Source organism: Neorhizobium petrolearium (genome assembly GCF_029854435.1).
Lineage (GTDB): Bacteria > Pseudomonadota > Alphaproteobacteria > Rhizobiales > Rhizobiaceae > Neorhizobium > Neorhizobium petrolearium.
Genome location: NZ_CP123000.1, coordinates 5,384,047 through 5,410,372, shown reverse-complemented (window position 1 = coordinate 5,410,372; position 26,326 = coordinate 5,384,047). Strand labels below are relative to the sequence as shown.

28 protein-coding genes and 1 tRNA gene are annotated in these 26,326 nt (G+C 61.0%); 11 read left to right on the top strand and 18 right to left on the bottom strand.

Features of this window, described 5'->3' with window-relative positions; genetic code table 11:
- Positions 1–4: 4 nt before the first annotated feature.
- The 4 genes from QEO92_RS26045 to QEO92_RS26030 form a co-directional block, all read right to left on the bottom strand.
- Positions 5–1,513 (bottom strand): type II and III secretion system protein family protein, encoded by a 1,509-nt coding sequence (locus tag QEO92_RS26045; protein WP_265105900.1) that lies wholly within the window; start codon positions 1,511–1,513, stop codon positions 5–7.
- A gap of 58 nt (positions 1,514–1,571) precedes the next feature.
- Positions 1,572–2,387, bottom strand: a complete 816-nt coding sequence (gene cpaB / locus QEO92_RS26040) for a Flp pilus assembly protein CpaB (protein WP_227704951.1) — start codon at positions 2,385–2,387, stop codon at positions 1,572–1,574.
- A 114-nt stretch (positions 2,388–2,501) separates the two neighbouring features.
- Positions 2,502–3,026 (bottom strand): A24 family peptidase, encoded by a 525-nt coding sequence (locus QEO92_RS26035; RefSeq protein WP_227704950.1) that lies wholly within the window; start codon positions 3,024–3,026, stop codon positions 2,502–2,504.
- A 123-nt stretch (positions 3,027–3,149) separates the two neighbouring features.
- Positions 3,150–3,332, bottom strand: a complete 183-nt coding sequence (locus tag QEO92_RS26030) for a Flp family type IVb pilin (RefSeq protein ID WP_227704949.1) — start codon at positions 3,330–3,332, stop codon at positions 3,150–3,152.
- A 401-nt stretch (positions 3,333–3,733) separates the two neighbouring features.
- Between QEO92_RS26030 and QEO92_RS26025 the strand changes: the two genes are divergently transcribed.
- From QEO92_RS26025 to QEO92_RS25995, 7 genes are all read left to right on the top strand, one after another.
- Positions 3,734–4,168: a pilus assembly protein N-terminal domain-containing protein gene (locus QEO92_RS26025; protein ID WP_081953035.1), complete on the top strand. Its 435-nt coding sequence runs from the start codon at positions 3,734–3,736 to the stop codon at positions 4,166–4,168.
- A 99-nt stretch (positions 4,169–4,267) separates the two neighbouring features.
- Positions 4,268–4,879 (top strand): TadE/TadG family type IV pilus assembly protein, encoded by a 612-nt coding sequence (locus tag QEO92_RS26020; RefSeq protein ID WP_227704948.1) that lies wholly within the window; start codon positions 4,268–4,270, stop codon positions 4,877–4,879.
- On the top strand, positions 4,879–5,475 hold the full coding sequence (locus QEO92_RS26015) for a TadE/TadG family type IV pilus assembly protein (RefSeq protein WP_227704947.1): 597 nt from the start codon (positions 4,879–4,881) through the stop codon (positions 5,473–5,475). Before QEO92_RS26020 ends, QEO92_RS26015 begins: the two co-directional genes overlap by 1 nt.
- A gap of 108 nt (positions 5,476–5,583) precedes the next feature.
- Positions 5,584–6,804: a phosphopentomutase gene (locus QEO92_RS26010; RefSeq protein WP_227704946.1), complete on the top strand. Its 1,221-nt coding sequence runs from the start codon at positions 5,584–5,586 to the stop codon at positions 6,802–6,804.
- Entirely contained in the window at positions 6,801–7,805 is a 1,005-nt protein-coding gene (locus QEO92_RS26005) for an adenosine deaminase (RefSeq protein ID WP_227704945.1), read from the top strand. Before QEO92_RS26010 ends, QEO92_RS26005 begins: the two co-directional genes overlap by 4 nt.
- A 61-nt stretch (positions 7,806–7,866) precedes the next feature.
- Positions 7,867–8,496: a uracil phosphoribosyltransferase gene (gene upp, locus QEO92_RS26000; RefSeq protein WP_037159594.1), complete on the top strand. Its 630-nt coding sequence runs from the start codon at positions 7,867–7,869 to the stop codon at positions 8,494–8,496.
- Positions 8,497–8,614: 118 nt separating this feature from the next.
- Positions 8,615–9,127: a TIGR02281 family clan AA aspartic protease gene (locus QEO92_RS25995; RefSeq protein ID WP_227704944.1), complete on the top strand. Its 513-nt coding sequence runs from the start codon at positions 8,615–8,617 to the stop codon at positions 9,125–9,127.
- On the opposite strand, the gene deoA is transcribed toward QEO92_RS25995, so the two are convergent.
- The 9 genes from deoA to QEO92_RS25950 all read right to left on the bottom strand — a co-directional run bounded on the left by deoA (position 9,128) and on the right by QEO92_RS25950 (position 17,865).
- Positions 9,128–10,438 carry a thymidine phosphorylase gene (deoA, locus tag QEO92_RS25990; RefSeq protein WP_227704943.1) on the bottom strand — a complete coding sequence of 437 codons (1,311 nt, stop codon included), beginning with the start codon at positions 10,436–10,438 and terminating at the stop codon, positions 9,128–9,130.
- Between the two features lie 10 nt (positions 10,439–10,448).
- Positions 10,449–11,219 carry a deoxyribose-phosphate aldolase gene (gene deoC / locus QEO92_RS25985; protein WP_037159603.1) on the bottom strand — a complete coding sequence of 257 codons (771 nt, stop codon included), beginning with the start codon at positions 11,217–11,219 and terminating at the stop codon, positions 10,449–10,451.
- A gap of 120 nt (positions 11,220–11,339) precedes the next feature.
- A complete protein-coding gene (locus tag QEO92_RS25980) occupies positions 11,340–12,128 on the bottom strand; it encodes a purine-nucleoside phosphorylase (RefSeq protein WP_037159606.1) in 789 nt (262 codons plus the stop codon).
- The gene (locus tag QEO92_RS25975) at positions 12,125–12,517 is read right to left on the bottom strand and encodes a cytidine deaminase (RefSeq protein ID WP_227704942.1); all 393 of its coding nucleotides are present in this window, start codon (positions 12,515–12,517) and stop codon (positions 12,125–12,127) included. Before QEO92_RS25975 ends, QEO92_RS25980 begins: the two co-directional genes overlap by 4 nt.
- A gap of 3 nt (positions 12,518–12,520) precedes the next feature.
- Complete coding sequence (locus QEO92_RS25970) at positions 12,521–13,492, bottom strand: ABC transporter permease (RefSeq protein WP_037159611.1); 972 nt, start codon at positions 13,490–13,492, stop codon at positions 12,521–12,523.
- A 15-nt stretch (positions 13,493–13,507) separates the two neighbouring features.
- Entirely contained in the window at positions 13,508–14,614 is a 1,107-nt protein-coding gene (locus QEO92_RS25965) for an ABC transporter permease (protein ID WP_227704941.1), read from the bottom strand.
- Between the two features lie 76 nt (positions 14,615–14,690).
- Entirely contained in the window at positions 14,691–16,214 is a 1,524-nt protein-coding gene (locus tag QEO92_RS25960) for an ABC transporter ATP-binding protein (protein ID WP_227704940.1), read from the bottom strand.
- Positions 16,215–16,288: 74 nt separating this feature from the next.
- Positions 16,289–17,281: a BMP family lipoprotein gene (locus tag QEO92_RS25955; protein WP_227704939.1), complete on the bottom strand. Its 993-nt coding sequence runs from the start codon at positions 17,279–17,281 to the stop codon at positions 16,289–16,291.
- A 257-nt stretch (positions 17,282–17,538) separates the two neighbouring features.
- On the bottom strand, positions 17,539–17,865 hold the full coding sequence (locus QEO92_RS25950) for a hypothetical protein (protein ID WP_227704938.1): 327 nt from the start codon (positions 17,863–17,865) through the stop codon (positions 17,539–17,541).
- A 223-nt stretch (positions 17,866–18,088) separates the two neighbouring features.
- Between QEO92_RS25950 and QEO92_RS25945 the strand changes: the two genes are divergently transcribed.
- Positions 18,089–18,178: transfer RNA gene (locus tag QEO92_RS25945), tRNA-Ser, on the top strand.
- A gap of 54 nt (positions 18,179–18,232) precedes the next feature.
- Here QEO92_RS25945 and QEO92_RS25940 read toward each other — a convergent pair.
- Complete coding sequence (locus QEO92_RS25940) at positions 18,233–18,562, bottom strand: hypothetical protein (RefSeq protein ID WP_227704937.1); 330 nt, start codon at positions 18,560–18,562, stop codon at positions 18,233–18,235.
- 294 nt (positions 18,563–18,856) lie between these two features.
- Between QEO92_RS25940 and QEO92_RS25935 the strand changes: the two genes are divergently transcribed.
- Both QEO92_RS25935 and QEO92_RS25930 read left to right on the top strand, forming a co-directional pair.
- Positions 18,857–20,299, top strand: a complete 1,443-nt coding sequence (locus QEO92_RS25935; RefSeq protein WP_227704936.1) for a phosphomannomutase — start codon at positions 18,857–18,859, stop codon at positions 20,297–20,299.
- A 16-nt stretch (positions 20,300–20,315) separates the two neighbouring features.
- Positions 20,316–21,743 carry a mannose-1-phosphate guanylyltransferase/mannose-6-phosphate isomerase gene (locus QEO92_RS25930; RefSeq protein ID WP_227704935.1) on the top strand — a complete coding sequence of 476 codons (1,428 nt, stop codon included), beginning with the start codon at positions 20,316–20,318 and terminating at the stop codon, positions 21,741–21,743.
- Positions 21,744–21,784: 41 nt separating this feature from the next.
- Here the strand turns inward: QEO92_RS25930 and QEO92_RS25925 are convergent, their stop codons facing one another.
- From QEO92_RS25925 to QEO92_RS25915, 3 genes are all read right to left on the bottom strand, one after another.
- On the bottom strand, positions 21,785–22,792 hold the full coding sequence (locus QEO92_RS25925; protein WP_227704934.1) for an NAD-dependent epimerase/dehydratase family protein: 1,008 nt from the start codon (positions 22,790–22,792) through the stop codon (positions 21,785–21,787).
- Between the two features lie 97 nt (positions 22,793–22,889).
- Positions 22,890–23,285, bottom strand: a complete 396-nt coding sequence (locus QEO92_RS25920; RefSeq protein WP_052182867.1) for a response regulator — start codon at positions 23,283–23,285, stop codon at positions 22,890–22,892.
- Positions 23,286–23,381: 96 nt separating this feature from the next.
- The gene (locus tag QEO92_RS25915) at positions 23,382–24,239 is read right to left on the bottom strand and encodes an alpha/beta fold hydrolase (RefSeq protein ID WP_227704933.1); all 858 of its coding nucleotides are present in this window, start codon (positions 24,237–24,239) and stop codon (positions 23,382–23,384) included.
- Between the two features lie 148 nt (positions 24,240–24,387).
- Between QEO92_RS25915 and QEO92_RS25910 the strand changes: the two genes are divergently transcribed.
- A complete protein-coding gene (locus tag QEO92_RS25910; RefSeq protein ID WP_037151478.1) occupies positions 24,388–24,945 on the top strand; it encodes a methyltransferase family protein in 558 nt (185 codons plus the stop codon).
- 33 nt (positions 24,946–24,978) lie between these two features.
- Here the strand turns inward: QEO92_RS25910 and pncB are convergent, their stop codons facing one another.
- A complete protein-coding gene (gene pncB / locus QEO92_RS25905) occupies positions 24,979–26,286 on the bottom strand; it encodes a nicotinate phosphoribosyltransferase (RefSeq protein WP_037151859.1) in 1,308 nt (435 codons plus the stop codon).
- Between the last annotated feature and the right edge of the window lie 40 nt (positions 26,287–26,326).

The following is a 26,326-nucleotide window of genomic DNA, read 5'->3' as shown; positions in this document are numbered from 1 at the left end:
CCGCTCACTTGTAGATGAAGCCGACCGCCCCGTGGTACTGGCCCGCCGCGACGGGTTCCTTGCGGCCGTAGATCTTGTTCACGCGATTGAGGAAATACATTGCCGCATCGTTTTCCGGGTTGAAGTTGTCATCCGGCCGGGCGATTTCGCTGCGGGCAACGGGACGGACGAGATAGGGCGTCGCGATGATGACGAGTTCCGTCTCGTTGCGGACGAAATCCTTGCTGCGGAACAGGGTGCCGAAGACCGGAATCTTGGAGATGCCCGGAAGGCCGGACATGGCCTGGCGGATATTGTCCTGCACCAGACCGGCGATCACAATCGAGCCGCCGGACGGCAATTCGACGGTGGTCGAAGCCTCGCGCTTGCGGATCGACATATAGGTGTTGCCCTGAACGCTAAGCGAGCTGCCATTGCCGGTGACGGCCGAGCCTTCATAGGTCGGCTCGGAGACATTGGTCTCGATCACCAGGCTAATGCGGCCCGGAGACAGCACAACCGGCTTGAAATTGAGTTCGATGCCGTAATCGACCGAGTTGGTCGTGCGGGTCACGGTCAGCGCGCCGGTGTCCTCGTCGCGGCCGACCTCCTGTTCGGCAGGCAGGCGGAATTCGCCGCCGACATAAAATTTCGCCTGCTGGCCGGAGATGGCCGTCAGGCTCGGCTCGGCAAGCGTGCGCATGACACCCGCCTGCTCCATGGCGTTCATATAGGTGGCAAGGCTGGTGTTGCCGATCGTGCCAGCGAGGGAGGCCATCCCGAAGGTGTTGATCGCATTGCCGAGGTTGGAAGGATTGGAGAAGGCGATCGAGCCGTCAGGCCCCGATACCGACCCGTTGAAACCGAGCTGTTTCAGCACCTGGCGGCTGACTTCGGCGACGGTGACCTTCAGCGTGACCTGATCCTCGCCTTCGATCGTCAGGAGATTGACGATCTGCGAGACCTGCCGGTCTTCGGCGAAGATGTCCGCATCACCATAGTTACCCTGGGCGGTGATGTTTCTGGTGGTCGCCTCGCCGCCCCTCAGGAAGGCGGAGGCAAGCTTTTCCGCCTGGGCCGAATCCTGCGGCGTCCGGACCGTGCCGGAGAGCACGATGTTGTCGGAGATGATTTCGACCTTGATATCGGAATCCGGCAGGAAGCGGCGAAGGTTCTGCTGAAGGCCGGAGATGTCGCGCTCGATTTCCACGTCCAGGCTGACGATCTCCTCGCCATGCGACCCGAAAACGAAGATATTGGTCTGCCCCACTGCCTTGCCGAAAAGATAGATGCGCCGCGAGGTGCGCGTCACTGCATCGGCCATGGAGGGGTCGGCGACGAGAATGTCATGAGCGTCCGACGGCAGATCCACCACCAGCGCCTTGTTGAGGCCGAGTTGCAGTCGCTTGCGGGTTCCGGGTCCGCCATCGGTTATGCGAACAATGCTGGCATCTGCCGCAAGAGCCCGAGCCGGTGCGAGGCTGACCGGCGCGACATCGGCCGGAACGCCGGAAAAGGCAAGGCAGAAAGCCATGCCCGCCGCTGCCGAGCTGCGAATCCTGCGTTTCAGATTTCCCACGTGACCGCTCCGTTCATTTCGCCTGCGCCGCCGCCGTCGCCGTGTTCCCGACGATCGCGCCCGATTTGATGACCTGGATATCCGCCTTGCCATCGCCGCCATGCAGCAGATAGTCTGCCGCCGCCGTATCGGCTTCCTGCGAATCCGCCACGGAGCGCAGGGCAAGCGTCAGCCGCGACGCCATCTGCTGGGCAACGGCGATGACCTTGGCCTGATCCGGCGTGAGCTCAAGCGTCGCAGTCGTGCCGACAACCGCCTTCTTGCCGTCCTCGCTCTCCTGGATCTGCTGGTCGATCGCCAGCACACGGATATTGTTCAGGATGTTTTCGGTGATGTAGCCGCCACCTTCCCTGCCCTCGCGCACCATGATGATGTCGACGCGGTCATTCGGCAGGACGAAGCCGCCGGCGCCCGTGGCGACCGAAATTTCGGTGGCGACGGCACGCTTCCCGGAGGGCAGAAGCGAAGACATGATGCGGCTCGATGAATCGGCGATCTTTTCGGCGCGGACGGGCTCGCCCTTGAACAGCGGCATGCGCACGACCACGCCCTGCAGTTCCGTGATGGCATCCGGCCGCTTGTCGTCGGTGATGAAGCCTTCGACAATGCCGTTCTTCGGCCAGGAAAGCCAATGGACCGCCTTCTCGGTCAAACGGCTGCCGACCGGCAGGTTCTCGGCGGAAACCAGAACCCTGACCGTCGGCTCCTTCTGGATCACGGTTTCCACCAGCTCGGAGCCTTTTTTGCCGGCAAGGCGCACGGCCAGCAGGCCGGCGAGGCCCGCCGCCACCACGGCGACCGCGAGAATGATGATACGGGTTGGCTTCATGGCCATTCCTTGGGGGAACATTAATTCCTCCGGAGAATGGCCTCCAATGGTGTAATTATGGTTAATGAGAAGCTTACAATTCTGGTTAACGCGATCTTTCCATCGCACTAACCTTTACTGGAAAGCATTCATGGCCAGCGAATAAATGGGCGCCTGTTCAAAAGTCAGGAAGCCGGCAATCGCAATAGCAATGCCATAAGGGATTTTCTTCGCCGTCACCAGCGAGGCCGGCAGCGGAATTCCCATCGCCATGACCGAATTCGCCCGCACGCGCAGCAGAAGGAAGATCAACGTGACGGCGCCGCCGACATAACCGACGGTCACCAGGAAGGCCAGAAGCGAATGATTGAAGCCGTACCAGACGGCCGAGGCAGTCAGGAGCTTGGCATCCCCCCCGCCCATGACATTCAGCGCGAAAAGCGCGAAACAGCCGCCGAAGACGGCAAGACCAGCGACAAGGCTCATGCCGATGTCCGGCCAGGCAAGGCCCGAGAGCGGCGCAAGAATAAGGAAGCTTGCCAGAAGCACGACGGATACCCGGTTCGGGATTGTCATCGTGAAGAGGTCGCTGACTGCGGCGAGCGCCAGACTCAGGGGGAAGATGGTGAGAACCAAGGCTGCAATAGTCAGAGCTGCCATATTTGTGTCGTCCCGCGATGCTCGGCCGGAGTGACCTCACCCGTCCTTATCGGCGGAAGTGAGAAAGCCGCCCAAAGGCGGCTTTAGAAGAATCCGTAGTGACGCCAGAAAGGCACACCTAGATTACATATTATCATTAGCCGTCTTCATCTCATCCTTGATGGCGTTGAAGGTTGTATCAAGTTGATCCCCCAGCGAGGTAGCACCGGCGATCAGAGCAACGGAGATGAGAGCAGCGATCAGACCATATTCGATGGCAGTCGCGCCAGACTCATCTTTCAAAAAACGAGCGAAAATCTTGGACATGGAACTCTCCTATACTCGACGATTGTTGTTCAGCACTTCCCGACAACTGTTTCCGTTGTTCGGATGGGCACAATCTAGACAGCGACGATTTCCAACGGCTTAAGGAACAGTGTTACCATCCGGTTAACGGCGGATTTGCCCTTCGCGTGGTAAATGAAGGAAGAAGAAAAAAGGCGGCATTCGAGCGGTGGGAATTGACTATCGTCACTTCTAATATCAGTTGTTTTACAGCGACTTAACGAACTTTTTTCGACCGGGAACCGGCACAACTTACCCCGGCCAAATGGCCATTCGGAAAGTTAAGAAGATGTCAAAGTCGCCCAATTGTGCCGTTTAACTCTTCATTCACCAATCGCATCCATTCTTTGCGAACCATAAACTGCATCCAAAGGCCGCCTTCCATGCTGTTCCGTAGCGTCATGCTTCGACTTGCCGTCCTTGGCGGCCTGGTCTCTGCCGTTGCGGGACAAGCCGCTGCACAAGAAGAGCAGGAAAGCGGCCTGCTGCGCGTCTTCATGAATCACGCGCGCGTGCTGAAGCTCGACCGGCCGGTCAGCAAGGTCATCGTCGGCAATTCGAACGTCGCCGACGCCACGGTTGCGGATCCCACCACGATCGTGCTCACGGGCCGCAGCTTCGGGACGACGAACCTCGTGCTGCTCGATACGGAAGGCAATGCGATTGCCGACGAGCGCATCCTCGTTTCGATCGACGAGGGAAACACCGTGCGCGTCTACCGGCAGACAGCCCGTTCCGTCCTGTCCTGCACGCCCAATTGCGAACAGCACGCGGAGTTCAAGAACGACACCAGCAGCAACAGCAGCGCCTCGCCCTGATCGGGGACAGGTCGTTAAACTCCCAGCCATCGCGGCAACGGAATCTCAACAATCCCCACGTACGATCCAGACGCTCAAAAGGGCTGTCGGGCGGAAAGCATGTGCCAGGATCATGACGAGACCAGAGGGGGTGCGCCTGTGCCGGCGAGGAGCAGGCGCAAGGGAGCGTGGCGGCGAATCCTCCGCTCGCGGGACGGTGCGGCGGCGATCGAATTCGCCCTGCTCGCCATCCCCTACTTCATCATCATTTTCGCGATCATCGAGACCTTCATCGCCTATACCGGCGAGCAGCTCGTCGGGAACGCCGTCGACACGATGGCGCGCAGGATCAGAACCGGCATCATCACTGCCGGCAACACCAACAGCACCGAATTCCGGCGCGCTTTCTGCGACGAAGTGTCGATCATGATCAAGTGCAGCGAGGCAGAGATCGGCACTCCGAACAAGCTATGGCTCGATGTCCGCAGTTTCACGGACTTCTTGGATGTGCCGGACTCTGTCCCTCTCACGCCGGACGGTGACCTGGATACATCCGCGTTCGCCTATTCGCCGGGTGCGCAGAAGACCATCAACATGGTGCGCGCCTACTATCGCTGGGACGTCATCACAGACCTGATCCGGCCCCTGATAACCAATGTCCAGCCCGCCAGCGGCGACAACTATTTCCTGATCGTGCAGACATCCACCGTCCGAAACGAGGACTATCCGTGATGGAAGGGCAAAAACCGCAATCGCAGAAGCGGCCACAGGGCTTCCTCATCGCGCTCAGGCAGTTCATTGCCGACCGGCGCGGCGTCGGAGCCGTCGAATTCGCGCTTATCGCGCCGCTTCTCTTGAGCCTCTACATCACCTCCTTCGAGCTGACGATCGGATTCAGCGTCTCGAAGAGAGTGACGCACAGTGCCGACACCATTGCCGACCTCGTGGCCCGCGAGGCGAGCGTGAACACGGCCTTTCTCGCGACGATGCCGCATCTGGCTGCAAGCATTTTCGTGCCCTACACACCGAACAATTTGAGCATCAAGATTACCGGCGTCACAATCGATGCCGACGGCAACCCGATCGTCGCATGGTCCTGGCAGAACGGCGAGGGCGCACCCTATGCCGTCGGCTCGCCCGTCGATGTCCCCGAGAAGATGCGCCTTGCCAGCTCCTTCCTGATACGATCCGAGGTTCTGGTGAAACACGACCTCCTGATGTTCATGTCCGGCCTCGTGCCGACAAACCTGCAGGAAATCCCGATCGGCCAGGAATTTTTCTATCGCCAGCGTTTCGGAGACAGCATTTCCTGTACCGATTGCGGGTGACCGGGAAACACCATCCCCTTTGCCAAGCCACGTCTGCGGTTATATGAGTCCCAGTTCATGCCGGTTGAGAAATGCCGGCCGAATTGCATCTCAGTACCCGGGTGACCAATGGCACGTGCCTTCCTGTTCGTTCTCGACTCCTTCGGCGTGGGCGGCGCCCGCGATGCGGAAGACTACGGCGATCTGGGTTCCAACACACTCGGGCATATCGCGGAATTCTGTGCCGCTGGCGCCGGCAACCGGGCCGGCCTTCGGGAAGGTCCGCTGCACCTGCCGAACATGTCTTCGCTCGGACTTCTCGAAATCGCCAAGCTTGCCAGCGGCAACTATCCGGACGGCATGCCGATGCCCGAGCGCGTTTTCGGCCTCTATGGCGCGGCAAACGAGGTTTCCCGCGGCAAGGATACGCCATCCGGGCATTGGGAGATCGCCGGAACTCCAGTGATGTTCGACTGGGGTTATTTCCCGGGCGAGGGCGATGCGTTTCCGCCCGAACTGATCGAGGCGATCTGCCGGGAAGGCAATATTCCGGGCATTCTCGGCAATTGCCATGCTTCAGGCACGGAGATCATCGCACGCCTGGGAGAGGAACATATCCGCACCGGAAAACCGATCTGCTATACCTCAAGCGACTCCGTGTTCCAGATCGCCGCCCACGAGACCCATTTCGGCCTCGACCGGCTCATCAAGCTCTGCCAGGTGGTGCGCGAGTTGCTCGACCCGCTCAACATCGGCCGGGTGATCGCGCGCCCCTTCGTCGGCGAAACGACGGAAACCTTCGAGCGCACCGGCAACCGCCGCGACTTTTCCGTTCCCCCGCCCGAACCGACACTCCTCGACCGATTGATCCAGGAGGGACGATCGGTACACGCCATCGGCAAGATCGGCGATATCTTTGCCCATCAAGGCGTATCGCGCGTGATCAAGGCAAACGGCAATGCGGCCCTGATGGACGCGACGCTTTCCGCGATGGACGAGGCAGCCGTCGGCGATCTCGTCTTCACCAATTTCGTCGATTTCGACATGCTTTACGGCCATCGCCGCGACGTTCCCGGCTATGCGGCGGCGCTCGAAGCCTTCGATCGCGCATTGCCGGACATTCACCGACGGCTGAAGCCCGGCGATCTGGTGATCCTCACCGCCGACCACGGCTGCGATCCGACCTGGCGCGGAACCGACCATACCCGCGAACGGGTGCCGATCATGGCATTCGGCCCCGGAATACGCTCCCGTTCCATCGGGCTGAGGTCGACCTATGCGGATATCGCGGAGACGATCGCCGCCCACCTCTCCATCCCGCCGGGACCGCACGGACGGAGCTTCCTTTGACTGCGCACCTTCTCAAGGCCGAAATCCATTGCCACATCGAAGGCGCGGCGCCGCCGGCACTTGCCGCAGCGCAGGCCAAAAAATACGGCGTCGATACGAGCCACATTTTGCGCAACGGCGCCTATGTCTGGTCGGACTTTGCCGAATTCCTCATCTGTTATGACGCAGTCGCTGCCCTCTTCAAGACGGCCGACGACTATGCACTGCTGACCGAGACCTACCTGACGGAGCTTGCCGACGCCAATGCGATCTATAGCGAGATCATCGTCTCGCCGGACCATGGCGACCGGATCGGGCTCGGGGCCGACGCCTACCTTGCCGGCATCTCGGACGGTATCCATGCCGCGCGTGAAAAGACCGGTATCGAGGCGCGCATCATCGTCACCGGCGAACGGCACTTCGGTCCGGACCGGGTAATCGCCGCCGCAGAATATGCCGCACGGGCAAAGAACCCGCTGGTGACGGGCTTCAACATGGCCGGCGAAGAGCGCATGGGCCGAGTCGCCGACTATGCGCGCGCTTTCGACATCGCCCGCGATGCGGGACTCGGGCTGACGATCCATGCCGGAGAAGTCTGCGGTGCCTTCAGTGTCTCCGATGCACTCGATCTCGTAAAACCTTCGCGGATCGGGCATGGCGTGCGTGCGATCGAAGACCCGGTGCTGGTGGCGCGTCTTGCCGATCTCGGCATCGTGCTGGAGATCTGCCCGGGCTCCAACATCGCTCTGAACGTCTTCCCGGACTTCGACAGTCATCCGCTGAGGCGGCTCAAGGTCGCCGGCGTGCGTGTCTGCCTCAATTCCGACGATCCACCCTTCTTCGGTACGTCACTGGCCCACGAATACGAGATTGCCTCGAAAATCATGGGATTTTCGGATCAGGAGATCGATACCATGACACGCACGGCGCTCGATGCCGCCTTCGTCGACGAGGATACGCGCTGCAGGTTGCTGGCGCGTTTCGACGCACAGGCTGGGGACGAGGCTGCAAAACGCGCCTGACGGCTTGCGGAACGTGGCTTTTTCCTCAAAAGAAGGAACAGGCAGGAATAAGGGGAAGCTCATGGACGGCGTCACTGTTATCGATCATCCGCTGGTGCAGCACAAGCTGACGATCATGCGCAAGAAAGAAACCTCGACGGCCGGCTTCCGACGGCTGCTGCGCGAGATTTCCATGCTGCTCTGCTATGAAGTGACCCGCGACCTCGAACTGACCATGGAGACGATCGAGACGCCGCTTACCGAAATGCAGGCGCCAGTCGTCGAAGGCAAGAAACTCGTCTTCGCCTCCATCCTGCGCGCCGGCAACGGCCTTCTGGAGGGCATGCTCGAACTTGTGCCTTCGGCACGCGTCTCGCATATCGGCGTCTATCGCGACCACGAAACGCTGCAGCCGGTCGAATATTACTTCAAGGCGCCGGAAGACATTGCCGAACGGCTCATCATCGTGGTCGATCCGATGCTGGCGACCGGCAATTCCTCGATCGCGGCGGTGGACAAGCTGAAGGAGCGCGGCGCTCACAACATCCGCTTCCTCTGCCTGCTAGCCGCTCCGGAAGGCATCAAGAATTTCCAGGGCGCCCATCCGGACGTCAAGATTTATACCGCTGCGATCGACAGCCATCTCAACGAGAAGGGTTATATCGTGCCCGGCCTCGGCGACGCCGGTGACCGCATGTATGGCACAAAGTAGACTTCAGAGTTTCCTTACCAAACTTTGAAATGAACGGTCCGTGGAAGCTCCATGGGCCGTTTTCTTATGGATTTCGCGCTATCGGAAGACGATACCGATTCATGCCGAGGGGACGGTCATGCTTCTGCGCACAGTCATTTTCGCAGCCATCGTAACGCTCATCGCCACCCAGATTCCCGCGATGATCAAGTTCGACGGCCAGCCGCAGGAGGCCCCGGCAGTCGAGGTGCCGGCGAGGCCCGAGCCCGTAGCGATCGCGCCGGGCAGCGTCTCCCTGAAGGCCGACGGGCGTGGCCATTTCATCGGCATGTTCCGCATCAACGGCAAATCCATCGACGGTCTGGTGGATACCGGCGCTTCCCTGGTGGCGATCAACGAAAGCACGGCGAGAAGGCTCGGCTTCGGCGTGAACAGCCTGGATTTCCGCCATACCGCCAATACCGCCAACGGCGGCACGGAAGCCGCGCATGTCGTGCTCGACCGGATCGAGATCGGCAGCGTGCGGGTGGAGGACGTCGATGCCTTCGTGCTGCGCGACGAGGCACTCTCGGGCACGCTGGTCGGAATGAGCTTTCTCAAGAGGCTGAAAGCCTTCCAGGTGGAACGCGGAATCCTGAAGCTCACCCAATGATCAGCCGATGCGCTCGATGACGACCGGCGATGGTTCAGGCGGCGTGTCGGCGATCGTGTAGAAACGAGCCACGTCCTTCGCGATCCGCTCCGCATCCTCCCGGGTTTTCGCATGCACCATGGCGATCGGCTCGCCTTTTGAAACCCGTGTGCCTAAAGGCAGAAGTTCGCTGATGCCGACACGATGATCGATCGCATCCGCCGCGCGCCTGCGTCCGCCGCCGAGTTCGACCACGGCCAGACCGAGAGCACGGGTCTCGCAAGCCGTAAGATATCCGTCCTGCGGCGCCTCAACGCGCAGCCGCACCGGTGCACGCTCAAGATAGGCATCAGGGCGCTCGCAAAAATCAGATGGCCCGCCCAGCGCATGCACCATGCGGGCGAAACGCTCCATCGCCTCGCCGGATGCCAGAACCTGTCGGGCATTCTCCTCCGCTTCCGGCCGATCGTCGGCAATGCCGGCCAGAACCAGCATTTCGGCGGCTTCCGCGATGACAACCGTTTCCAGCCGCGTGCCAGACTTCAGTCCAGCCAGAAAATCGAGGCAGTTGATGACCTCGAGCGTGTTACCGGCCGCATCGGCAAGCGGTTCATTCATGTTGGTCAGCAATGCGGCGGTCCTGACACCTGCACCATTCGCCACCTCGACCAGAGAGCGGGCGAGTGTCTCGGCTTCCTCCAGACTTTCCATGAAGGCGCCGTTGCCGACCTTGACGTCGAGCACCAGACTGCCAAGACCCGCGGCAAGCTTCTTCGACAGGATGGAAGCGGTGATCAGCGGCACGGACTCCACCGTCGCGGTGACGTCGCGGATCGCATAGAGACGCCGGTCGGCGGGCGCAAGCTCGGCGGTCTGTCCTATTATGGCACAGCCAATCTCATCGACGACCTTCCGGAAGAGAGCCTCTTCCGGCATGACATCATAACCGGGGATCGACTGCAGCTTGTCGAGCGTGCCGCCCGTGTGCCCCAGCCCACGGCCAGAAATCATCGGGACCGCAAGGCCGCAGGCCGCGACGATCGGCGCCAGCATCAAGGAAACGTTGTCACCGACGCCGCCTGTCGAATGCTTGTCCGCCACGGGACGATCGAGGCCGCGCCAATCCAGAACCGTGCCGGAATCACGCATCGCGAGCGTCAGCGCCACTGTCTCATTACGGGACATACCCCGAAAGAAGACAGCCATGGCGAAGGCCGCCGCCTGACCCTCGGTGATTTCCTCCTTCGTCAGGCCTGCGATGAAGGCTCCGATCTCTTCAGCGGAAAGAATCTGCCCGTCGCGTTTGCGGCGGATGATTTCCTGCGGGATCATGATCTTCTCTTCAGTAGCCGCCCGACGCGCGAATGGCGGTGCTGCCGCTCAGGAGGCCCAGGATATCGTCGAGCAGGCCGGATGCCCCGAAACGGAATGTCGACGGCATGATCCAGTTCGGACCCATGATGGTTTCGGCAAGGCGCAGATAGAGATCGGCATCCGCAACGCTGCCGATGCCACCCGCGGGCTTGAAGCCGACGCGCCTTTTGGAATCCCGGATCGCCTGCAGCATGATGTCGGCCGCTTCAAGCGTCGCATTGACGGCGACCTTGCCTGTCGAGGTCTTGATGAAATCCGCGCCGGCGGCGATTGCGAGCTCGGAAGCGCGGCGGATGAAGCCGCTGTCCTTCAGTTCCCCCGTCTCGAGGATCACCTTCAGGCAGGCATTCGGGCATGCGGCGCGCACAGCCTCGACCATCTCCGTCACGGCAGCCTCGTCGCCGGCCAGAAACTTGCGATAGGGGATGACCATGTCGATTTCGTCGGCACCGTCCTCGATCGCCTTCTTCGTTTCCTCCACGACATTCGCGACGGCCAGGTCGCCCGATGGGAAATTCACCACGGTGGCGATGCGGACCGCATGCTCAGGCCCCAGGATGGCGCGCGCATGCGCAACGAAACGCGGCCAGATGCAGATGGCCGCGGTATGGCCGTAGGGCGTCTCGGCGCGCAGGCACAGTTTCTCGATCGCGGCATTGTCGCAATCGTCGCGCAGGTTCGTCAGGTCGAGAAGTGAGAGCGCGAAGGCTGCCACCTCGCGTGGGCTCAGGAGTTCCATTTCGTGTGCCTCCCCGGCTTAAATCAGCCGGTATATTTATCGTTCAAACGATTAGATGCAACCCGCAGCCTGAGGGCAGATCGCCACACCGAGCGTATCCGTTTGAAATCCATCGTGTAATCAAGCCAAGATTTCTTTCAGGATCGCGGCCAATCGCTGCCCGCCGACGGGCGCCATGTCCTTGGTCTCCTCGTGGCTCAATTCCGCGCCGGTCATGCCCGCACCGAAATTGGTGATGACCGAAGCCGCCGCAACCTTTAGCCCGAAATAGCGCGCGAGAATGACTTCCGGCACCGTCGACATGCCGACCGCATCGGCACCCAGGATTCGCGCCATGCGGATCTCCGCCGGCGTTTCGAAACTCGGGCCGGAGAACCACATATAGACGCCGGAAAACAGGGGAATACCGCAGCGAATGGCCGCATTGCGCATGTCCAGAGCAAGGCCCGCGTCATAGGCACTGGTCATCCCGACGAAACGGCGGTCGCCCTTCTCTCCAATCAACGGATTCATGCCGGAATAGTTGATGTGGTCGGTGATCTGCATGACCGAACCGGGCGGCATGTCTTCGCGGAGCGATCCCGCCGAGTTCGTGAGGATCAGCGACCGGACGCCGAGCCCTTTCAAGACCTCGATCGGAAAGCGCATCGCCTTCGCGTCGCCATGTTCATAATAATGGGCCCGGCCCGAAAGCATGATGACCGGCGTGCCGCCCAGGCGGCCGGCGACCAGTTCGCCCGCGTGACCGGTGACACCGCTGACCGGAAAGCCTTCCAGCATTCCGTAAGGAATGCGGACCTGCCCCTTCACCTCATCGACCAGCGAACCCAGGCCGGAGCCAAGCACGATCGCATGGCGCGGCATGAGGCCACCAAGGCGATCCACGAGCAGGTCGACAACCTCTCTCATCCGATCACATCCGTTTCGAAGGCGTAGGGCAGAAGCTCGGCCATGGTGACCGTCTTCTGAACGCCGGCATCGTCGCAAAGATAGATACGGGTATCGGCCGCCGCGAATTCCGAAATCTTCTGCCGGCAGCCGCCGCATGGCGTGCAGAGCGGCAGCTTTTCAGCGATCACGGCGAGTTCCTCGATCTTCTTAGCTCCACCCATGATCATCGCACCGATCGCGGTCGGCTCGGCGCACCACCCCTGGGGAAAGGAAAGGTTCTCGATATTGGCGCCGAGATAGACCTTTCCATCGTCGGCCCGGATCGCCACGCCCACCGGGAATTTCGAATAGGGCGCATAGGCCTTGGTCATCGCCTCGCGAGCGGCTTCGAAAAGCTCATGAGACATCGATCAACGCTCCTTCGTATAGGGCACGCCGCCCGCCTTGGGCGGACGGGCGATGCCAATGAAGCCCGCCAGCAGCACGCAAGTCAGAATATAGGGCAGCGCCTGGAAAATCTGAACCGGCACTTCGCCGACCAGCGGCACCGATTTTCCCTGCATGAAGTTGGCGAAAGCATCCAGGAAACCGAAAAGCAGGCAGGCCAGCATGACCGGCACCGGCTTCCACTTGGCGAAGATCAGCGCGGCTAGCGCAATATAGCCCTTGCCCGCCGACATGTTGTTGATGAAGGCGGCCGATTGGGCAATCGCCAGATAGGTCCCCGAGAAGCCGCAGAGGAAGCCCGCCACGATCAGCGCGCGATACCTGAGCCAGCTCACGGAAATGCCGGCCGTATCCACCGCGCCCGGATTTTCGCCAACGGCCCGCAGCCTAAGACCGAAGCGCGTGCGATAAAGCACCCACCAGGAAACCGGCACCATCAGGAAGGCGATATAGGTCAGGATATTATTGCCGGAAATGACGTTGGCATAAAGCGGCCCGATGATCGGCACCTCACGCATGGCATCCGCACCGGGCAGGACGATGGAGGAGAAGCGACCTTCCGGCGGCACCTGCCCCGTTCGTCCTCCCTGGTTGAACCAGGCCTGGCCCAGCACGATCGTCAGGCCGGCCGCCACGAAGTTCAATGCCACGCCGGAGACGATCTGATTGCCGCGATTGGTGATCGAGGCAAAGCCGTGCACGAGCGAAAAGACGATCGATATGCCGATGCCCGCAAGGAGGCCGAGCCAAGCATTGCCGGTCCAGTAGGCCACGCAGGCGGATGCGAAGGCGGACGCCAGCATCTTGCCTTCCAGCCCGATATCGAAGATGCCGGCGCGTTCGGAAAACAGTCCGGCAAGCGCGGTGAACAGCAGCGGGACCGACAGGCGGATCGCCGAGCCGAGAATACTGATGAGAATATCGAAATAATCCATGAGCCTCGTTCCCGCCTATTTGCCGCCTACGGCCTGCTGGTAGAACCGGACGATGGCCGGGCGGAGCATATATTCCAATGCACCGGCGAACAGGATCACCATGCCCTGGATGACGACGATCATATCACGGGTGACTTTCGGCATGTCGAACGAGAGTTCCGCGCCACCCTGATAGAGAATGCCGAAAAGCAGCGCCGACAAGATGATGCCGACGGGATGGTTTCGGCCCATGAGCGACACGGCGATGCCGACGAAGCCGGCGCCACCGACGAATTCGATCTGCAGGCGGGCGGACGCGCCCATGACCGGATTGAGCGCCATCATGCCGGCCAGGCCACCGGAAATCAGCATGGTGATCATGACGATCTTCGCATAGGGGATGCCGGCGTAGCTCGCAGCACTCGGGCTGATGCCGAGCGTGCGCATCTCGTAGCCCAGCCTGGTGCGCCAGATCAGCACCCAGACCAGGAAACACATGACGAGCGCGATCAGGAAGGAAAAGTTGAGCGGTGCCGCCCCCAGCTTGCCGCCGAACATGGAGATCAGCCAGTCGAGCTTGGGGAGTTGCCCGCCGGGCAGAAAGGTGCGGGTTTCAGGCGCCATCTTGCCCGGCACGATCAGCACGCGCACCAGCACGTAATTCATCAGCGACGAGACGATGAAATTGAACATGATCGTGGTGATGACGATATGGCTGCCCCGCTTGGCCTGAAGCCAGGCGGGAACGGCGGCGCAAGCCGCGCCGAACAATGCCGCTCCGATCACCGCAAACGGCATGGTGACGTACCAGGGGACGTAATGGTCTAGCGAGAGCGCCACCAGGGCCGCCCCCAGACCACCGAGATAGGCCTGCCCTTCCGAACCGATGTTGAACAGACCCGCATGGATGGCGACCGCTACGGACAGACCGGTGAAGATGAAGCTCGTCGTGTAGAACAGGGTAAAGCCTATGCCCTCCCCGCGGCCAAGCGCGCCGATCAACAGAAGCTGCAGCGCCTCAAAAGGATTTTCGCCGATCGCCCAGACGACCAGTCCGGAGAAGAAGAAGGCAAGGACAAGATTGAGGAGCGGGATGACGCCGTAATTGATCCAGGCAGGAAGCGGTACGGATGCGGTGCTCATACCTCCTCCCGCACTTTTCCGGCTGCCGTCACGGCGCTCAGCATCTCATGGTTCAAACAGATCGATCCTTCAAAGGTCATGCGGCGATCCCAGCCATCATCAGGCCCAGCGTCTGCTCACCCGCCTCGCCCGACTTTTCGCCGACGACCTTGCCGGCAAACATCACCAGGATGCGGTCGGAGAGAGAGCGTATCTCATCGAGCTCGACCGAAACCAGGAGCACCGCTTTGCCGGCATCGCGCATCTCGATGATGCGCTTGTGGATGAATTCGATCGCACCGATATCGACGCCGCGGGTCGGCTGACCGATGATCAGGACGTTCGGATCGCGCTCGATCTCGCGCGCGACGACGATCTTCTGCTGGTTGCCGCCGGAGAAATTCGCCGTCCTCAATCGCGGGTTCGGCGGACGGATATCGTATTTGGCGATCTTCTCCTCCGCATCCTTGCGGATGGCATCGAGGTCCAGCAACGCACCACGCCCGTAACGCTGGTCGCGGTGATAGCCAAGGATCGAGTTCTCGTATTCCTCGAATTTCAGCACAAGGCCCATGTGGTGACGGTCTTCCGGGATGTGGGCAAGGCCGAGACTGCGCAATTCGGCCGGACCGACGCCGGCAACCGGTTTGCCATCGAGGAAGATCTCGCCGGAGGCCGGTTTGCGGATACCGGCAATCGCCTCCAGAAGCTCCGACTGGCCGTTGCCGGCAACACCCGCAATGCCGACGATCTCGCCAGCGCGAACCTCCAGAGAGACATCGTCCACCATGGTAACGCCGCGGCTATCCTTGACCGTCAGGTTCGTGACGGAGAGCAGGACCTTGCCGGGCTTGGCCTCGCCCTTTTCGACCCGCAACAGCACCCGGCGGCCGACCATCAGCTCGGCGAGTTCTTCCACCGTCGTCCCGGCCGTCTTGCGGGTCGCAACCATTTCGCCCCGGCGCATGACGGAAACCGTGTCGGTGATCGCCATGATCTCCCGCAGCTTGTGGGTGATCAGAATGATCGTCTTGCCCTGGTCGCGCAGCACCCGCAGCACCTTGAAAAGGTGGTCCGCCTCAGCCGGGGTGAGCACGCCCGTCGGTTCGTCGAGAATGAGAATCTCGGCGCCGCGATAAAGCGCCTTCAGGATTTCGACGCGCTGCTGGCTGCCGACCGGCAGTTCCTCGATGACCGCGTCCGGATCGACCTCCAGGCCGTAGTCGTCCTCCAGGCGCTTCAGCTCCTGGCGGGTACTCGCAACGCCCTTGCGAAGCAACTGGCCGCCTTCGGCGCCGAGCATGACATTTTCCAGGACCGTGAAGTTCTCGACCAGCATGAAATGCTGGTGCACCATGCCGATGCCGGCGGCGATTGCTGCCTGGCTGTCGCGTATGGTGATCGGCTTGCCCGAAATGCGGATTTCACCCTGGTCGGCATGATAGAAACCGTAGAGGATCGACATCAGCGTCGATTTTCCGGCACCGTTTTCCCCGATGATGCCGTGGATCGAGCCCTTGGCAACCGTCAGATTGATGTTCTTGTTTGCATGCACCGCGCCGAACCGCTTGTCGATGCCGACAAGCTCGATCGCGGGCTCATTGGAAGAGTCGAGGCTCAATCGTCCGCCTTTCCGCTTGATATGCAAAAAGGGCGCATGGCGATTCCCGTCGCCATGCGCCCCTGCAACCGTCCTTAGTTCGGGCAGGAATTGTCCGACATGTAGTCGTGCACCTTGACGGCGCCCGAAATGATTTCGGCCTTGGCCTTTTCAACGGCGGTTTTCATTTCCGGCGTGATGAGCGACTTGTTGTTGTCGTCGAGTGCGTAGGCGACACCGTCTTCCTTGACGCCCAGAGCCTGGATGCCGGCCGAGAACTTGTCGTCCTTGGTATCCTTGAACGCATTGTAGACAGCAAGATCGACGCGCTTGACCATTGAGGTCAGGACGGAACCCGGATGCAGGTGGTTCTGGTTGGAGTCGACACCGATCGAAAGCTTCTTGTTGTCGGCCGCCGTCTGCAGCACGCCGAGGCCTGTCGCACCGGCTGCCGCATAGATCACGTCGGCGCCCTGGTCGATCTGGTTCTTGGTGAGCTCGCCGCCGCGGACCGGGTCATTCCAGGCCGCACCCGTCGTGCCGGTCATATTCTGGAAGACCTGAGCATCGGCCTTGGCAGCCTTGACGCCCTGGACATAGCCGCAGCCGAACTTGCGGATCAGCGGGATGTCCATGCCGCCGATAAAGCCGACCTTGCCGGTCTTGGAGGCCATGCCGGCGAGAAGGCCGACGAGATAGGAGCCCTCTTCTTCCTTATAAAGGACGGAGCGGACGTTCGGCAGGTCGACGACGGAATCGACGATCGCGAACTTGGTGTCAGGATATTCGGCTGCGACCTTTTCCATGGCCGAGGTCCACGCAAACGAGACGGCCACGACCGGATTGAAACCACGGCTTGCAAAGTTGCGGATGGCCTGTTCGCCCTGGGTGTCGTTGGTGGGCTCGAAATCCCGGAACTCGATGCCCGTTTCCTTCTTGAACTGTTCGGCGCCCGCAAAGGCGGCCTCGTTGAAGGATTTGTCGAACTTGCCGCCGGTACCGTAGACCAATGCCGGCTTGACCTCTGCGGCAAGCGCCGTTGCCGACATGGCAGCCAAGGCAATGAGGCTCAAAAAGGTTTTCTTCATTGTGCAGCCCTGTTTTTTAGCTGTTTGGATCCTCCCGCAAGCCCGTTCCCCGGTACATCTGCGGCCACCTGCCCCCTTTTCCAAGGGTCCGGCTCCGGCCACTCTTGCACGGGTTTCGGAAAAATTCACGAGATTTTTTTCAACTGGTAAAAAACGAACGAATTGCCGAAAACTTATCCAAAGAGTTGACGAAACTGCATAAATTCGCAGCTCCAAGCGACTTTCATGGACCATCGATAGGCAGGGCGTTATCCCCGTCAGGCGGAAAACCGCCCGGCGAAGCGCGGCTTGCGATATCCGGCCATCCAGAAAAGAAGCGCCAGCACCAGGAACACGGCAAAAGCCGGCTGGGCCAGCACCGGTGCCACGAAGGGCCGCCAGATATCGGGGCTGACATAGGTCTCGGCGGAGATCTCGGCGAGCGTCAGGCTTTCCGGATCAAGATTGAGCCAGGCGTTGCCGAGGCTCGTCACCACGACCGACGAAGCTGAAACCGACTGGATCGAATCCAGCACGCCGGCAACGATCGCGGCCAGAAGCGCAAAAGCACTCAACAGATGGAAGATACCCCGGACGATTCTCATTCCAGACAAAGCCGTTCGTTATCTGCGGCCCACCCGATACTGTCCGGCCGCAATCCGCCCCGCAGAAATAAGGCAGGTTCGGCGGGCTTGGCAACGAGGCAGCGAAGCTTTTGTGGGCCGGTGTCAAAAATCGTTCAGATTCCGGTTGATCCCTGAGAATTCATCGGTATATATCGCGCCCGACCGCTGCGTTGCCCCGATTTCAATGCAGCCCTTACTCCAAGGACAGGTGGCCGAGTGGTTGAAGGCGCACGCCTGGAACGCGTGTATACGTGAAAGCGTATCGAGGGTTCGAATCCCTCTCTGTCCGCCATTCTCCCTTTATCCGCTACTGAAGATCCGGGTGCCCGGGAGTCCTCGGCGCGGTCTAACGCGTCATCGAAAAGCCGGCCTGCTGCCATCGGCGCGCTTGCGGATCGAAAGCCACCAGGAGTTCGAAACCCAGGCGGTCCGGACCTGCGCCGGTCTCGACATCTGCATAACCATTCATGGCGAAACGGCAATCGTCCACCCACCGAAAGCCTTTCAAGGACATGTCGATCACCTCCGGGCGGCCTTCCATAAGCTGCCGTGCCTTCTCGAAGGCAAGAGTTCCGGAGCAGGCACTCTCATCCGTCTTCTCTCCGAACTCCATGAGAAACGCCAGGCCGGCAAGCGGGACGACGAAGGCGACAGACTTGAAGACATTCAGTCCCATAGGGTTCCATCCCTGGAAAGCCGAAGCAGTGCATTCGGCCGACATCAATCAGTCAGGCAATCCTGATAGGCTTATTTACAAAAACAGGATAACACCATTATCCGAATCCGGCCAAGCGCTGCGGGAGAGGGAAGACTGATTGGCACTCATGACGGTATATATAATGATTTCAAAGACAATCCTGGTATAGATTAGGTCAGTAATGACAGTTTACGGCGTCGCGAGTTTCGGCTTTATTTCCATGCGAAACGAACCCTGGAATGATGAGGGCTGTAATTTTCATATGGGTACTTCATGAAGTTCGGCACAAGTGGTCTTCGTGGACTTGTGACGGCCCTGGAGGGCCGGGCGTCATCGCTCTATACGCAGGCGTTTGCGCGGCGCTTGATCGAAACAGGTGCGGCAAAGGCGGGTGACGTCGTGCTGGTCGGTCGTGATTTCCGGGCATCGAGTCCGGGGATTGCTCAGACCGTTATTGGCGCCCTGCAGCGTGCCGGCCTGTCGCCGGTCGATTGCGGCGCAGTGCCGACGCCGGCACTGGCGCTTTACGGGTTGAAGCTCGGCGCCGCCGCGCTGATGGTCACCGGTTCGCATATCCCGGCCGACCGCAACGGCATCAAGTTCTACCGCCCCGACGGCGAGATCGACAAGCAGGACGAGGTCCGCATCGGCGCGATCGCCGCCGGGTTCGACGGGCAGGAGATCGATGCGACACCCGGCGCGGCACCGGATCGCTCGGCGGAGGCCGAGGCGCTTTTCCTCGCCCGTTATGCCGGGCTCTTGCCGCAGCGCGAGCTCGCCGGCCTCAGGATCGGCGTCTACCAGCATTCCACCGTCGCCCGCGACCTGCTCGTGACGATGCTTGAAGGTCATGGCGCCGATGTCGTGCCGCTTGGCCGCTCCGCGGAGTTCATCCCCGTCGACACGGAAGCGGTCTCGACTGAGACCGCCGTCCTCCTGAAGGGCTGGGCGGCGGAACACAAGCTCGATGCGATCGTCTCGGCCGACGGCGACGGCGACCGACCGCTGATGGCCGACGAGACGGGAGAGGTGCTGCGCGGCGATCTTCTCGGCCTGATCGCCGCCAGGTTCCTGGAGGCGAAGGTGGTGGTGACGCCGGTCACCTCCAATTCCGGCATCGAGGCGGCGGGGGATTTTGCCGTCATCCGCACGAAAGTCGGCTCGCCCTTCGTGATCGCCGGCATGCTGGAAGCGCTGCGGGCCGGGAAGACGGGCATCATGGGCTTCGAAGCCAATGGCGGCCTTTTGACCGCCTCGCCGTTCGTGGTCGATGGCGCATCGCTCCATCCGCTGCCGACCCGCGACAGTTTCCTGCCGCTGCTCGCCGCACTTTCGCTTGCCGCAGCGGAGAAGAAACCGCTGTCTGAGATCGCCGCCTCTTTCCGGCTACCGTTTGCGGCCGCCGACCGGCTGGAGGATTTTTCGGTCGAGACGAGCGCGGCGTTGATGGCACATCTGCGCGCCTCCGACGATAATCTCGCCGCCTTCCTTCGGCCGCTCGGCGCGATCGCGGACAAAAGCGATATCGACGGCCTGAGGGTGAGGCTGGACGACGGGCGGATCATCCATTTCCGACCGTCCGGCAATGCCCCGGAGATGCGCTGCTACGTGGAAGCCCGGACGGAAGACGCAGCGAAGGCCCTGCTCGACCAGGGCCTTTCATTGATCCGCGAATGGGCCGGGCAGCGGACGCTGCGCCCGACGACGAACGAATGAACCGGAGATCGTTTCGATGAAGACCAAGATCATCCCCGTCATCATGGCCGGTGGCAAGGGGACGCGGCTGTGGCCGCTGTCGCGTGCGAGTGCGCCCAAACAGTTCATCCAGTTCGTCGGCGACCGGACGCTGTTCCAGGCCACCCTGTCGCGCGTTTCGGATCCGGCGCTGTACGAGGCCCCGGTGGTCATCACCAACGAGGATTTCCGCTTCCTGGTCGCCGAACAGGCCCGCGAGCTCGGCATCAGGCTTTCCGGCATCCTGCTCGAGCCAGTGGCCCGCAACACTGCGCCTGCGGTGGCCGCGGCGGCTGCCTTCGCGGCAAGCCGGTTCGGCGAGGACGCCATCCTGCAGGTGCTGGCCTCCGACCACGAGATCGTCGCCGATGAAGGGTATTTCGGGGCGATCCGCATCGCACGGGAGACCGCCCTTGCCGGCAAGCTCGTCACTTTCGGCATCACGCCGACGGAACCGGCCACGGGCTACGGCTATATCGAGATCGGTGAGGCGCTGGAAACCGGCGCCTGCAAGGTGAGGCGCTTCGTCGAGAAGCCGGCCCTGGCGGAGGCGGAGCACATGCTGGCGGCCGGCGGGTTCGCCTGGAACTCCGGCATCTTCATGTTCACCGCCGGACAGGTGCTGAAAGAGATGGCCGCCTTCGCCCCCGAGGTGGACAGGGCGGCCCGTGCCGCCGTGGCCAAGACCTCCGGCGACCTCGACTTCACCCGCCTGGACGCGGAAGCGTTTTCGGCCAGCCCGGACATCTCGGTCGACTACGCGATCATGGAGAAGACCGCCAACGCCGCAGTCGTGCCATCTTCCTTCACCTGGTCGGACCTCGGCAGCTGGGATGCGGTCTGGAAGCTCGGCACCCGCGACGCGGCCGGCAATGTCGCCACCGGCAAGGCGACGCTGGTCAATACGAAGAATTCGCTCGTCATGTCGCGCACCAGCCATCTCGCCGTCCAGGGGCTCGATGGGGTCGCCGTCATCGCCAGCGAGGATGCCGTCTATGTCGGCCGGCTGGACGAAAGCCAGAATGTCGGCGCACTCGTCAAGCAGCTCGCCGCCGCACGGGCGACCGCCGCACTGACGGAGACCCATCCCACCTCCTATCGTCCCTGGGGCGGCTATACCTCGGTGCTCAACGGCGACCGTTTCCAGGTCAAGCGGCTGTTCGTCTCCCCCGGCAAGAAGCTTTCGCTGCAGAAGCATCACCACCGGTCCGAACACTGGATCTGCGTCAAGGGCACCGCGGAAGTGACGATCGGCGACGAGGTCAGGATCGTGCGTGAGAACGAATCCGTCTACATTCCCCAGGGCGAAGTCCATCGCCTCGCCAACCCCGGCAAGATCACCCTCGAAATGATCGAGGTCCAGACCGGTTCCTATCTCGGAGAAGACGACATCATCCGCATAACCGACGAATTCGGAAGGGGCTGAGACGATCGCGTCCTCGGGCGGTTCCGGATCATCGGCACCGATCAGTCGATCTCGTGCCGATGATCCAGATACCACTGAACGAAAGCTCTGACGCCCTCTTCCAGGTTCGTTTCGGGTTTCCTGCCGGTGAGCGCAACAAGCAGATCCGGGCTTGCGAAGGTCCGCGGCACATCACCTTTCTGCATCGGCAGCATCTTGCGATTTGCCGGCTTTCCCATGATCCGTTCGATCGTCTCGACGAAGTCGAGGAGGCCAGCCGGCTGGCCACCGCCGATATTGACGACACGGAACGGCCCCTGACTGGACAGCGTGTCGACCTCGGGGACGCGGTTATCCTCGCCGGGAAGGATGCGCGACAAATCGACGATCGAATCCACCAGATCATCGATATAGGTGAAATCCCGGCTCATCCTGCCTTCGCCGTAGACCTCGATCTCGCGATCCTCGATCATCGCCTTGACGAACTTGAAGAGCGCCATGTCCGGCCGGCCCCACGGGCCGTATACGGTGAAGAAGCGGAATGCGGTGGTCGGCACCTTATAGAGATGGGCGTAGCTGTGGGCCATCACCTCCATGGCCTTCTTGCTTGCCGCATAGAACGTGAGCGGCTCATCGGCCTTGTCGGTCTCCCGGAACGGAACCTCGGGATTGGCACCGTAAACCGAAGAGGTCGAGGCGAGCATCAGGTGTCCCACACCATAGGTGCGGGCGATTTCCAGGATGTTCCAGGACCCGACAAGATTGGAATCGAGATAGGCCTTGGGATTTTCGAGACTGTAACGCACACCTGCCTGCGCGGCGAGGTGGACCAGGATATCCGGCTTGAAATCGGCCAAGGATCTTTCCAGCAGCACCTTGTCTTCCAGCATGCCCATGACGGGACGGAATGATGGAAACTGCGCCAATCCCGCATTGCGTGCCTCCTTGAGGCGAAGGCTGTAATAGGGAGTCATGCCATCGAAGCCGAGCACTTCGTGCCCTTGTTCAAGCAGGCGCCGCGCCAGATGGAAACCGATGAAGCCTGCCGTTCCGGTGATGAAATAACGCATTGTGAGCCCGCTGCTGCCTGGATGTATCCCAATCCGTTGACTGCCATAGCCTGTCATCAACGGATTGAACAACCTGTTTTGGTCGGGCAGGCAGAATTTAATGGAAAAGCCGCAATCTTGCCGGCGGGGTTCCCGGTCGGCCGTTCTTTCGATCGACCGCGAACTGGATCAGGTCCATGGAGGCCTGGTCGGAGAGTGGCTTCGCCATGACGCCGACCGCACCCGAGACCCCGGACGCGACCAGGCCGGGATTGCCCGTAATCATGATCACGACGATGTCGTATTCGGCAAGCGCCCTTGCGATCTCGGGACCGGTTTCACCATCGGCAAGGTGTACATCCACGAAGGCGATATCCGTCTCACGCGTATAGTTCAGCGCCCCCGTCATGTCGGGCGCGATGCCGACGACCTCATGCCCACTTCGCTGAATCGCATCCTCGATGTCCATGGCCACCAGCGGGCTGTCCTCGACAATCAGGAAACGGTATTCCATGGCCAGATCCTCCCCGGCTTCAAGGAGGCAAATAGATTCCGATCGACCATTGGCAATGGGGCCGGCGGACCGGACGTGTTTTTTTGATCGCAGCTCTCAAGATGAAGAGGCGGCACGCGGTGTCTGCCGGGTACGTCTCACGAGCACGGTATCGACGAAGCGCTCCAGGATCGCGTTGAAAGGCTCCGGCCTCTCCCGAAACAAGGCATGTCCGGCGCCTTCGATCACTTCAACATAATGACCGCGAGCGCGATCCTCGAAGCCGGCGACATAGCTTTGGCGGATGAACGGATCGTCCCCGCCATTGACGAGGAACACCGGCACATCGGCATCCAGCACGGCACGGCGCTGATTGTGGCCGTCGCCACGCAGCATGCTTCGCGAGAAGACCGCCCGCAACCGGCCATCCGTGCGGATGAGCCCATTGCGGATGTCGGGTGTCGCGCTCCGGCCGAAACAGATGCTTTCGAAGCGATCGATATCCCGTTCGGACCAGTTCGGCTTCGAGGCCAGCATGAGGTCGAATGACGGGTGGAACCCTCGCAGCATCCCGATCAGGCCCGGCGCGACCGGCGGAGTGCCGGCGATGAGTATCCCCTCCACCGCATGGTTGCGGGCCAGCAATTCGATCGCGAGGTGACCGCCGAGCGACCAGCCGAATACCGCGAGCCGATGAATGCCAAGCTTGCCGAGAACGTCCTCTACCGTCTCGACAAGGCCGGTCATCGTATAGGCGATGTCAGGGTCAGCCGCATCATCGGATTCGCCGTGTCCGGGCAGGTCGAGGGCCAGGATGCGCGTCTTCTCCAGGAGCCTCGGATCATATTGCCGCTCGAAAACCTTCCGTGAGGAGGAAGAGCCATGCAGGAAGAGCAACGGAAGGCCAGCGCCCTGCGTATCGCTTATTCGGATGCGCCCATGCCGGGTCGTGATCGTTCGTTCCGCGGCCTTCACGCCGTCATTCCTGACTTCAGATATAACATCGATAAAGTCTGGGGCTTTTTCACAAAGAAAGCTTTAAACTTTGAAAGCGAGCACCAAACTGCCTTGTAACAGGATGAACGGATCGTTAGTTTCTGCATCGCTCGCGGGGGACAGAGTTATGCAAGGCGTTTTGGATACCCTCATTACCATCACCAGTCTTACGGTCATCGGCTTTTATACGTGGTCGCTGAAGAATCACTTCACGTCGGCTGCCATGACCTGGAGAGCGCGCCTCATATCCGCGGCGGTGATACTGACGACTTTGCTTTTCCTTTACCTGCAATGGACAGGGACGCAGTTGCTCTGGGTGCAGGCCGTTGGCCTGATCATCGAGATCGCCGCCGCCGCCCTCTTCTGGTGGGCGATCTGGGCCTCGCGCCAGGCCCGCCTGCGGTTCGCTTTCGATCCCGCCCTGCCCCACGGCATCGTTTCCGATGGCCCCTACCGCTATCTCCGCCATCCCTTCTACAGTTCCTACCTGATGTTCTGGTCCGGATGGGCGCTGGCTTCCTGGTCGTCGATCTGGTCGCCGGTTCCCGTGATCTTCTTCGCGATCGTCTATATCGCCGCGGCGAAGATGGAGGAGCGCAATTTCGAGACCTCGCAGCTTGCCGACGAATACCGGGAATACAAGCGCAGGACGGGATTTTTCATCCCGCGCATCGGCCGGGACTGATTTTCTCCCGACCTGTTTGGTTTTGACGAATCCTCAAACCAGGACGGCTTGGTCGTGCCGGCCTTCCTGGCCGAAGAACTTCAGGTAGCGTTCCACCTCGGCCGGATCGCCGGTCGCCTTGCGGGGGTTGTCCGAAAGCTTAACCGCCGGGCGGCCGTTCGCCTCGCTGACCTTGCATACCACGGAGATCGGCATCAGACCGGCGATCTCGCGAGGAGCACAGCCGGCGAAGTCGTTCGTGAGATTGGTGCCCCAGCCGAAGCTCATGCGGGCCCGACCCTCGAAATGCTTGTAGGTGTCGATGATCGCATCGACATCGAGTCCGTCGGAAAAGATCAGCAGCTTGTTTTTCGGATCGCGGCCCATCTTCTTCCACCAGGCGATGATCATCTCGCCGCCTTCGATCGGTGGTGCACTGTCCGGCCGGAAGCCGGTCCAATCGGCCACCCAATCCGGTGCATCGCGCAGGAAGGCTGCTGTACCAAAAGCATCCGGCAGCACGATGAGCAGGTTACCGTGATAAAGCCGGTTCCAGTCCTTCAAAACCTGATAGGGTGCATTGCGCAATTCCTCATCGCTCCTGGCGAGTGCCGCGGCGACCATCGGCAGTTCGTGGGCGTTGGTGCCGACCGCTTCGAGGTCGGAATCCATGGCGAGCAGCACATTGCTCGTACCGGTAAAAGCCGGGCCGATACCCTCCTTCAATGCCTCGACACACCAGCGCTGCCAGAGGAAGCTGTGGCGCCGGCGGGTGCCGAAATCGGAGATGCGCAAGCCAGGAAGTTTCCTTAGCCGCTCGACCTTCTCCCACATCTTGGCCTTCGCCCGTGCGTAGAGCACGTCGAGTGTGAAATAGCCGAACGAGCGCATGGCGGCACGTGAACGCAGTTCGTTGATGATGGCCAGCGCGGGAATTTCCCAAAGCGTCGTCTCCATCCATTTCCCGTAGAAATTCAGCTCATACTGACCGTCCCGCTTGGAGAGTTCGTATTCGGGCAGCTTATAGGTGGAGAGCCAGTTCAGGAATTCCGGTTCGAAAATCTGCTTGCGGCCATAGAAGGTGTTACCTGCGAGCCAGATCATCTCCTTCTTGGAAAGGCTCACCGTGCGGGCGTGATCGAGCTGTTCGCGCAGTGCTCCTTCGTCGATCTCCTCGGCCAGTTTGACGCTGGTCGTGCGGTTGATTACGGAAAAGGTCGCGTCGATCTGCGGATAGAGCTTCCAGATCATCTGCAGCATCAGGAGTTTGTAGAAATCCGTATCGATCAAGCTGCGGATGATCGGGTCGAGCTTCCAGGTGTGGTTGTAAACCCTGGTCGCGATATCGGTCTTGGTTGTCATGCCTGCCCTTGCCCCGATCTGTGAGAAGACCGGCTCCACC

Bases quoted from the DNA above. Each gene is read 5' to 3' on its own strand.
- QEO92_RS25935 (WP_227704936.1), top strand. From the start codon at position 18,857: ATGAAGTTCGGCACAAGTGGTCTTCGTGGACTTGTGACGGCCCTGGAG.
- QEO92_RS26010 (WP_227704946.1), top strand. From the start codon at position 5,584: ATGGCACGTGCCTTCCTGTTCGTTCTCGACTCCTTCGGCGTGGGCGGC.
- QEO92_RS25950 (WP_227704938.1), bottom strand. From the start codon at position 17,865: ATGAGAATCGTCCGGGGTATCTTCCATCTGTTGAGTGCTTTTGCGCTT.
- QEO92_RS26035 (WP_227704950.1), bottom strand. From the start codon at position 3,026: ATGGCAGCTCTGACTATTGCAGCCTTGGTTCTCACCATCTTCCCCCTG.
- QEO92_RS25980 (WP_037159606.1), bottom strand. From the start codon at position 12,128: ATGAGAGAGGTTGTCGACCTGCTCGTGGATCGCCTTGGTGGCCTCATG.
- QEO92_RS25930 (WP_227704935.1), top strand. From the start codon at position 20,316: ATGAAGACCAAGATCATCCCCGTCATCATGGCCGGTGGCAAGGGGACG.
- QEO92_RS25940 (WP_227704937.1), bottom strand. From the start codon at position 18,562: ATGGGACTGAATGTCTTCAAGTCTGTCGCCTTCGTCGTCCCGCTTGCC.
- QEO92_RS26045 (WP_265105900.1), bottom strand. From the start codon at position 1,513: ATGGCTTTCTGCCTTGCCTTTTCCGGCGTTCCGGCCGATGTCGCGCCG.
- QEO92_RS26015 (WP_227704947.1), top strand. From the start codon at position 4,879: ATGGAAGGGCAAAAACCGCAATCGCAGAAGCGGCCACAGGGCTTCCTC.
- upp (WP_037159594.1), top strand. From the start codon at position 7,867: ATGGACGGCGTCACTGTTATCGATCATCCGCTGGTGCAGCACAAGCTG.
- QEO92_RS25925 (WP_227704934.1), bottom strand. From the start codon at position 22,792: ATGCGTTATTTCATCACCGGAACGGCAGGCTTCATCGGTTTCCATCTG.
- QEO92_RS25965 (WP_227704941.1), bottom strand. From the start codon at position 14,614: ATGAGCACCGCATCCGTACCGCTTCCTGCCTGGATCAATTACGGCGTC.
- QEO92_RS25910 (WP_037151478.1), top strand. From the start codon at position 24,388: ATGCAAGGCGTTTTGGATACCCTCATTACCATCACCAGTCTTACGGTC.
- pncB (WP_037151859.1), bottom strand. From the start codon at position 26,286: ATGACAACCAAGACCGATATCGCGACCAGGGTTTACAACCACACCTGG.
- QEO92_RS26025 (WP_081953035.1), top strand. From the start codon at position 3,734: ATGCTGTTCCGTAGCGTCATGCTTCGACTTGCCGTCCTTGGCGGCCTG.
- deoA (WP_227704943.1), bottom strand. From the start codon at position 10,438: ATGATCCCGCAGGAAATCATCCGCCGCAAACGCGACGGGCAGATTCTT.
- QEO92_RS25920 (WP_052182867.1), bottom strand. From the start codon at position 23,285: ATGGAATACCGTTTCCTGATTGTCGAGGACAGCCCGCTGGTGGCCATG.
- cpaB (WP_227704951.1), bottom strand. From the start codon at position 2,387: ATGAAGCCAACCCGTATCATCATTCTCGCGGTCGCCGTGGTGGCGGCG.
- QEO92_RS25955 (WP_227704939.1), bottom strand. From the start codon at position 17,281: ATGAAGAAAACCTTTTTGAGCCTCATTGCCTTGGCTGCCATGTCGGCA.
- deoC (WP_037159603.1), bottom strand. From the start codon at position 11,219: ATGGAACTCCTGAGCCCACGCGAGGTGGCAGCCTTCGCGCTCTCACTT.
- QEO92_RS25995 (WP_227704944.1), top strand. From the start codon at position 8,615: ATGCTTCTGCGCACAGTCATTTTCGCAGCCATCGTAACGCTCATCGCC.
- QEO92_RS26030 (WP_227704949.1), bottom strand. From the start codon at position 3,332: ATGTCCAAGATTTTCGCTCGTTTTTTGAAAGATGAGTCTGGCGCGACT.
- QEO92_RS26020 (WP_227704948.1), top strand. From the start codon at position 4,268: ATGTGCCAGGATCATGACGAGACCAGAGGGGGTGCGCCTGTGCCGGCG.
- QEO92_RS25975 (WP_227704942.1), bottom strand. From the start codon at position 12,517: ATGTCTCATGAGCTTTTCGAAGCCGCTCGCGAGGCGATGACCAAGGCC.
- QEO92_RS25970 (WP_037159611.1), bottom strand. From the start codon at position 13,492: ATGGATTATTTCGATATTCTCATCAGTATTCTCGGCTCGGCGATCCGC.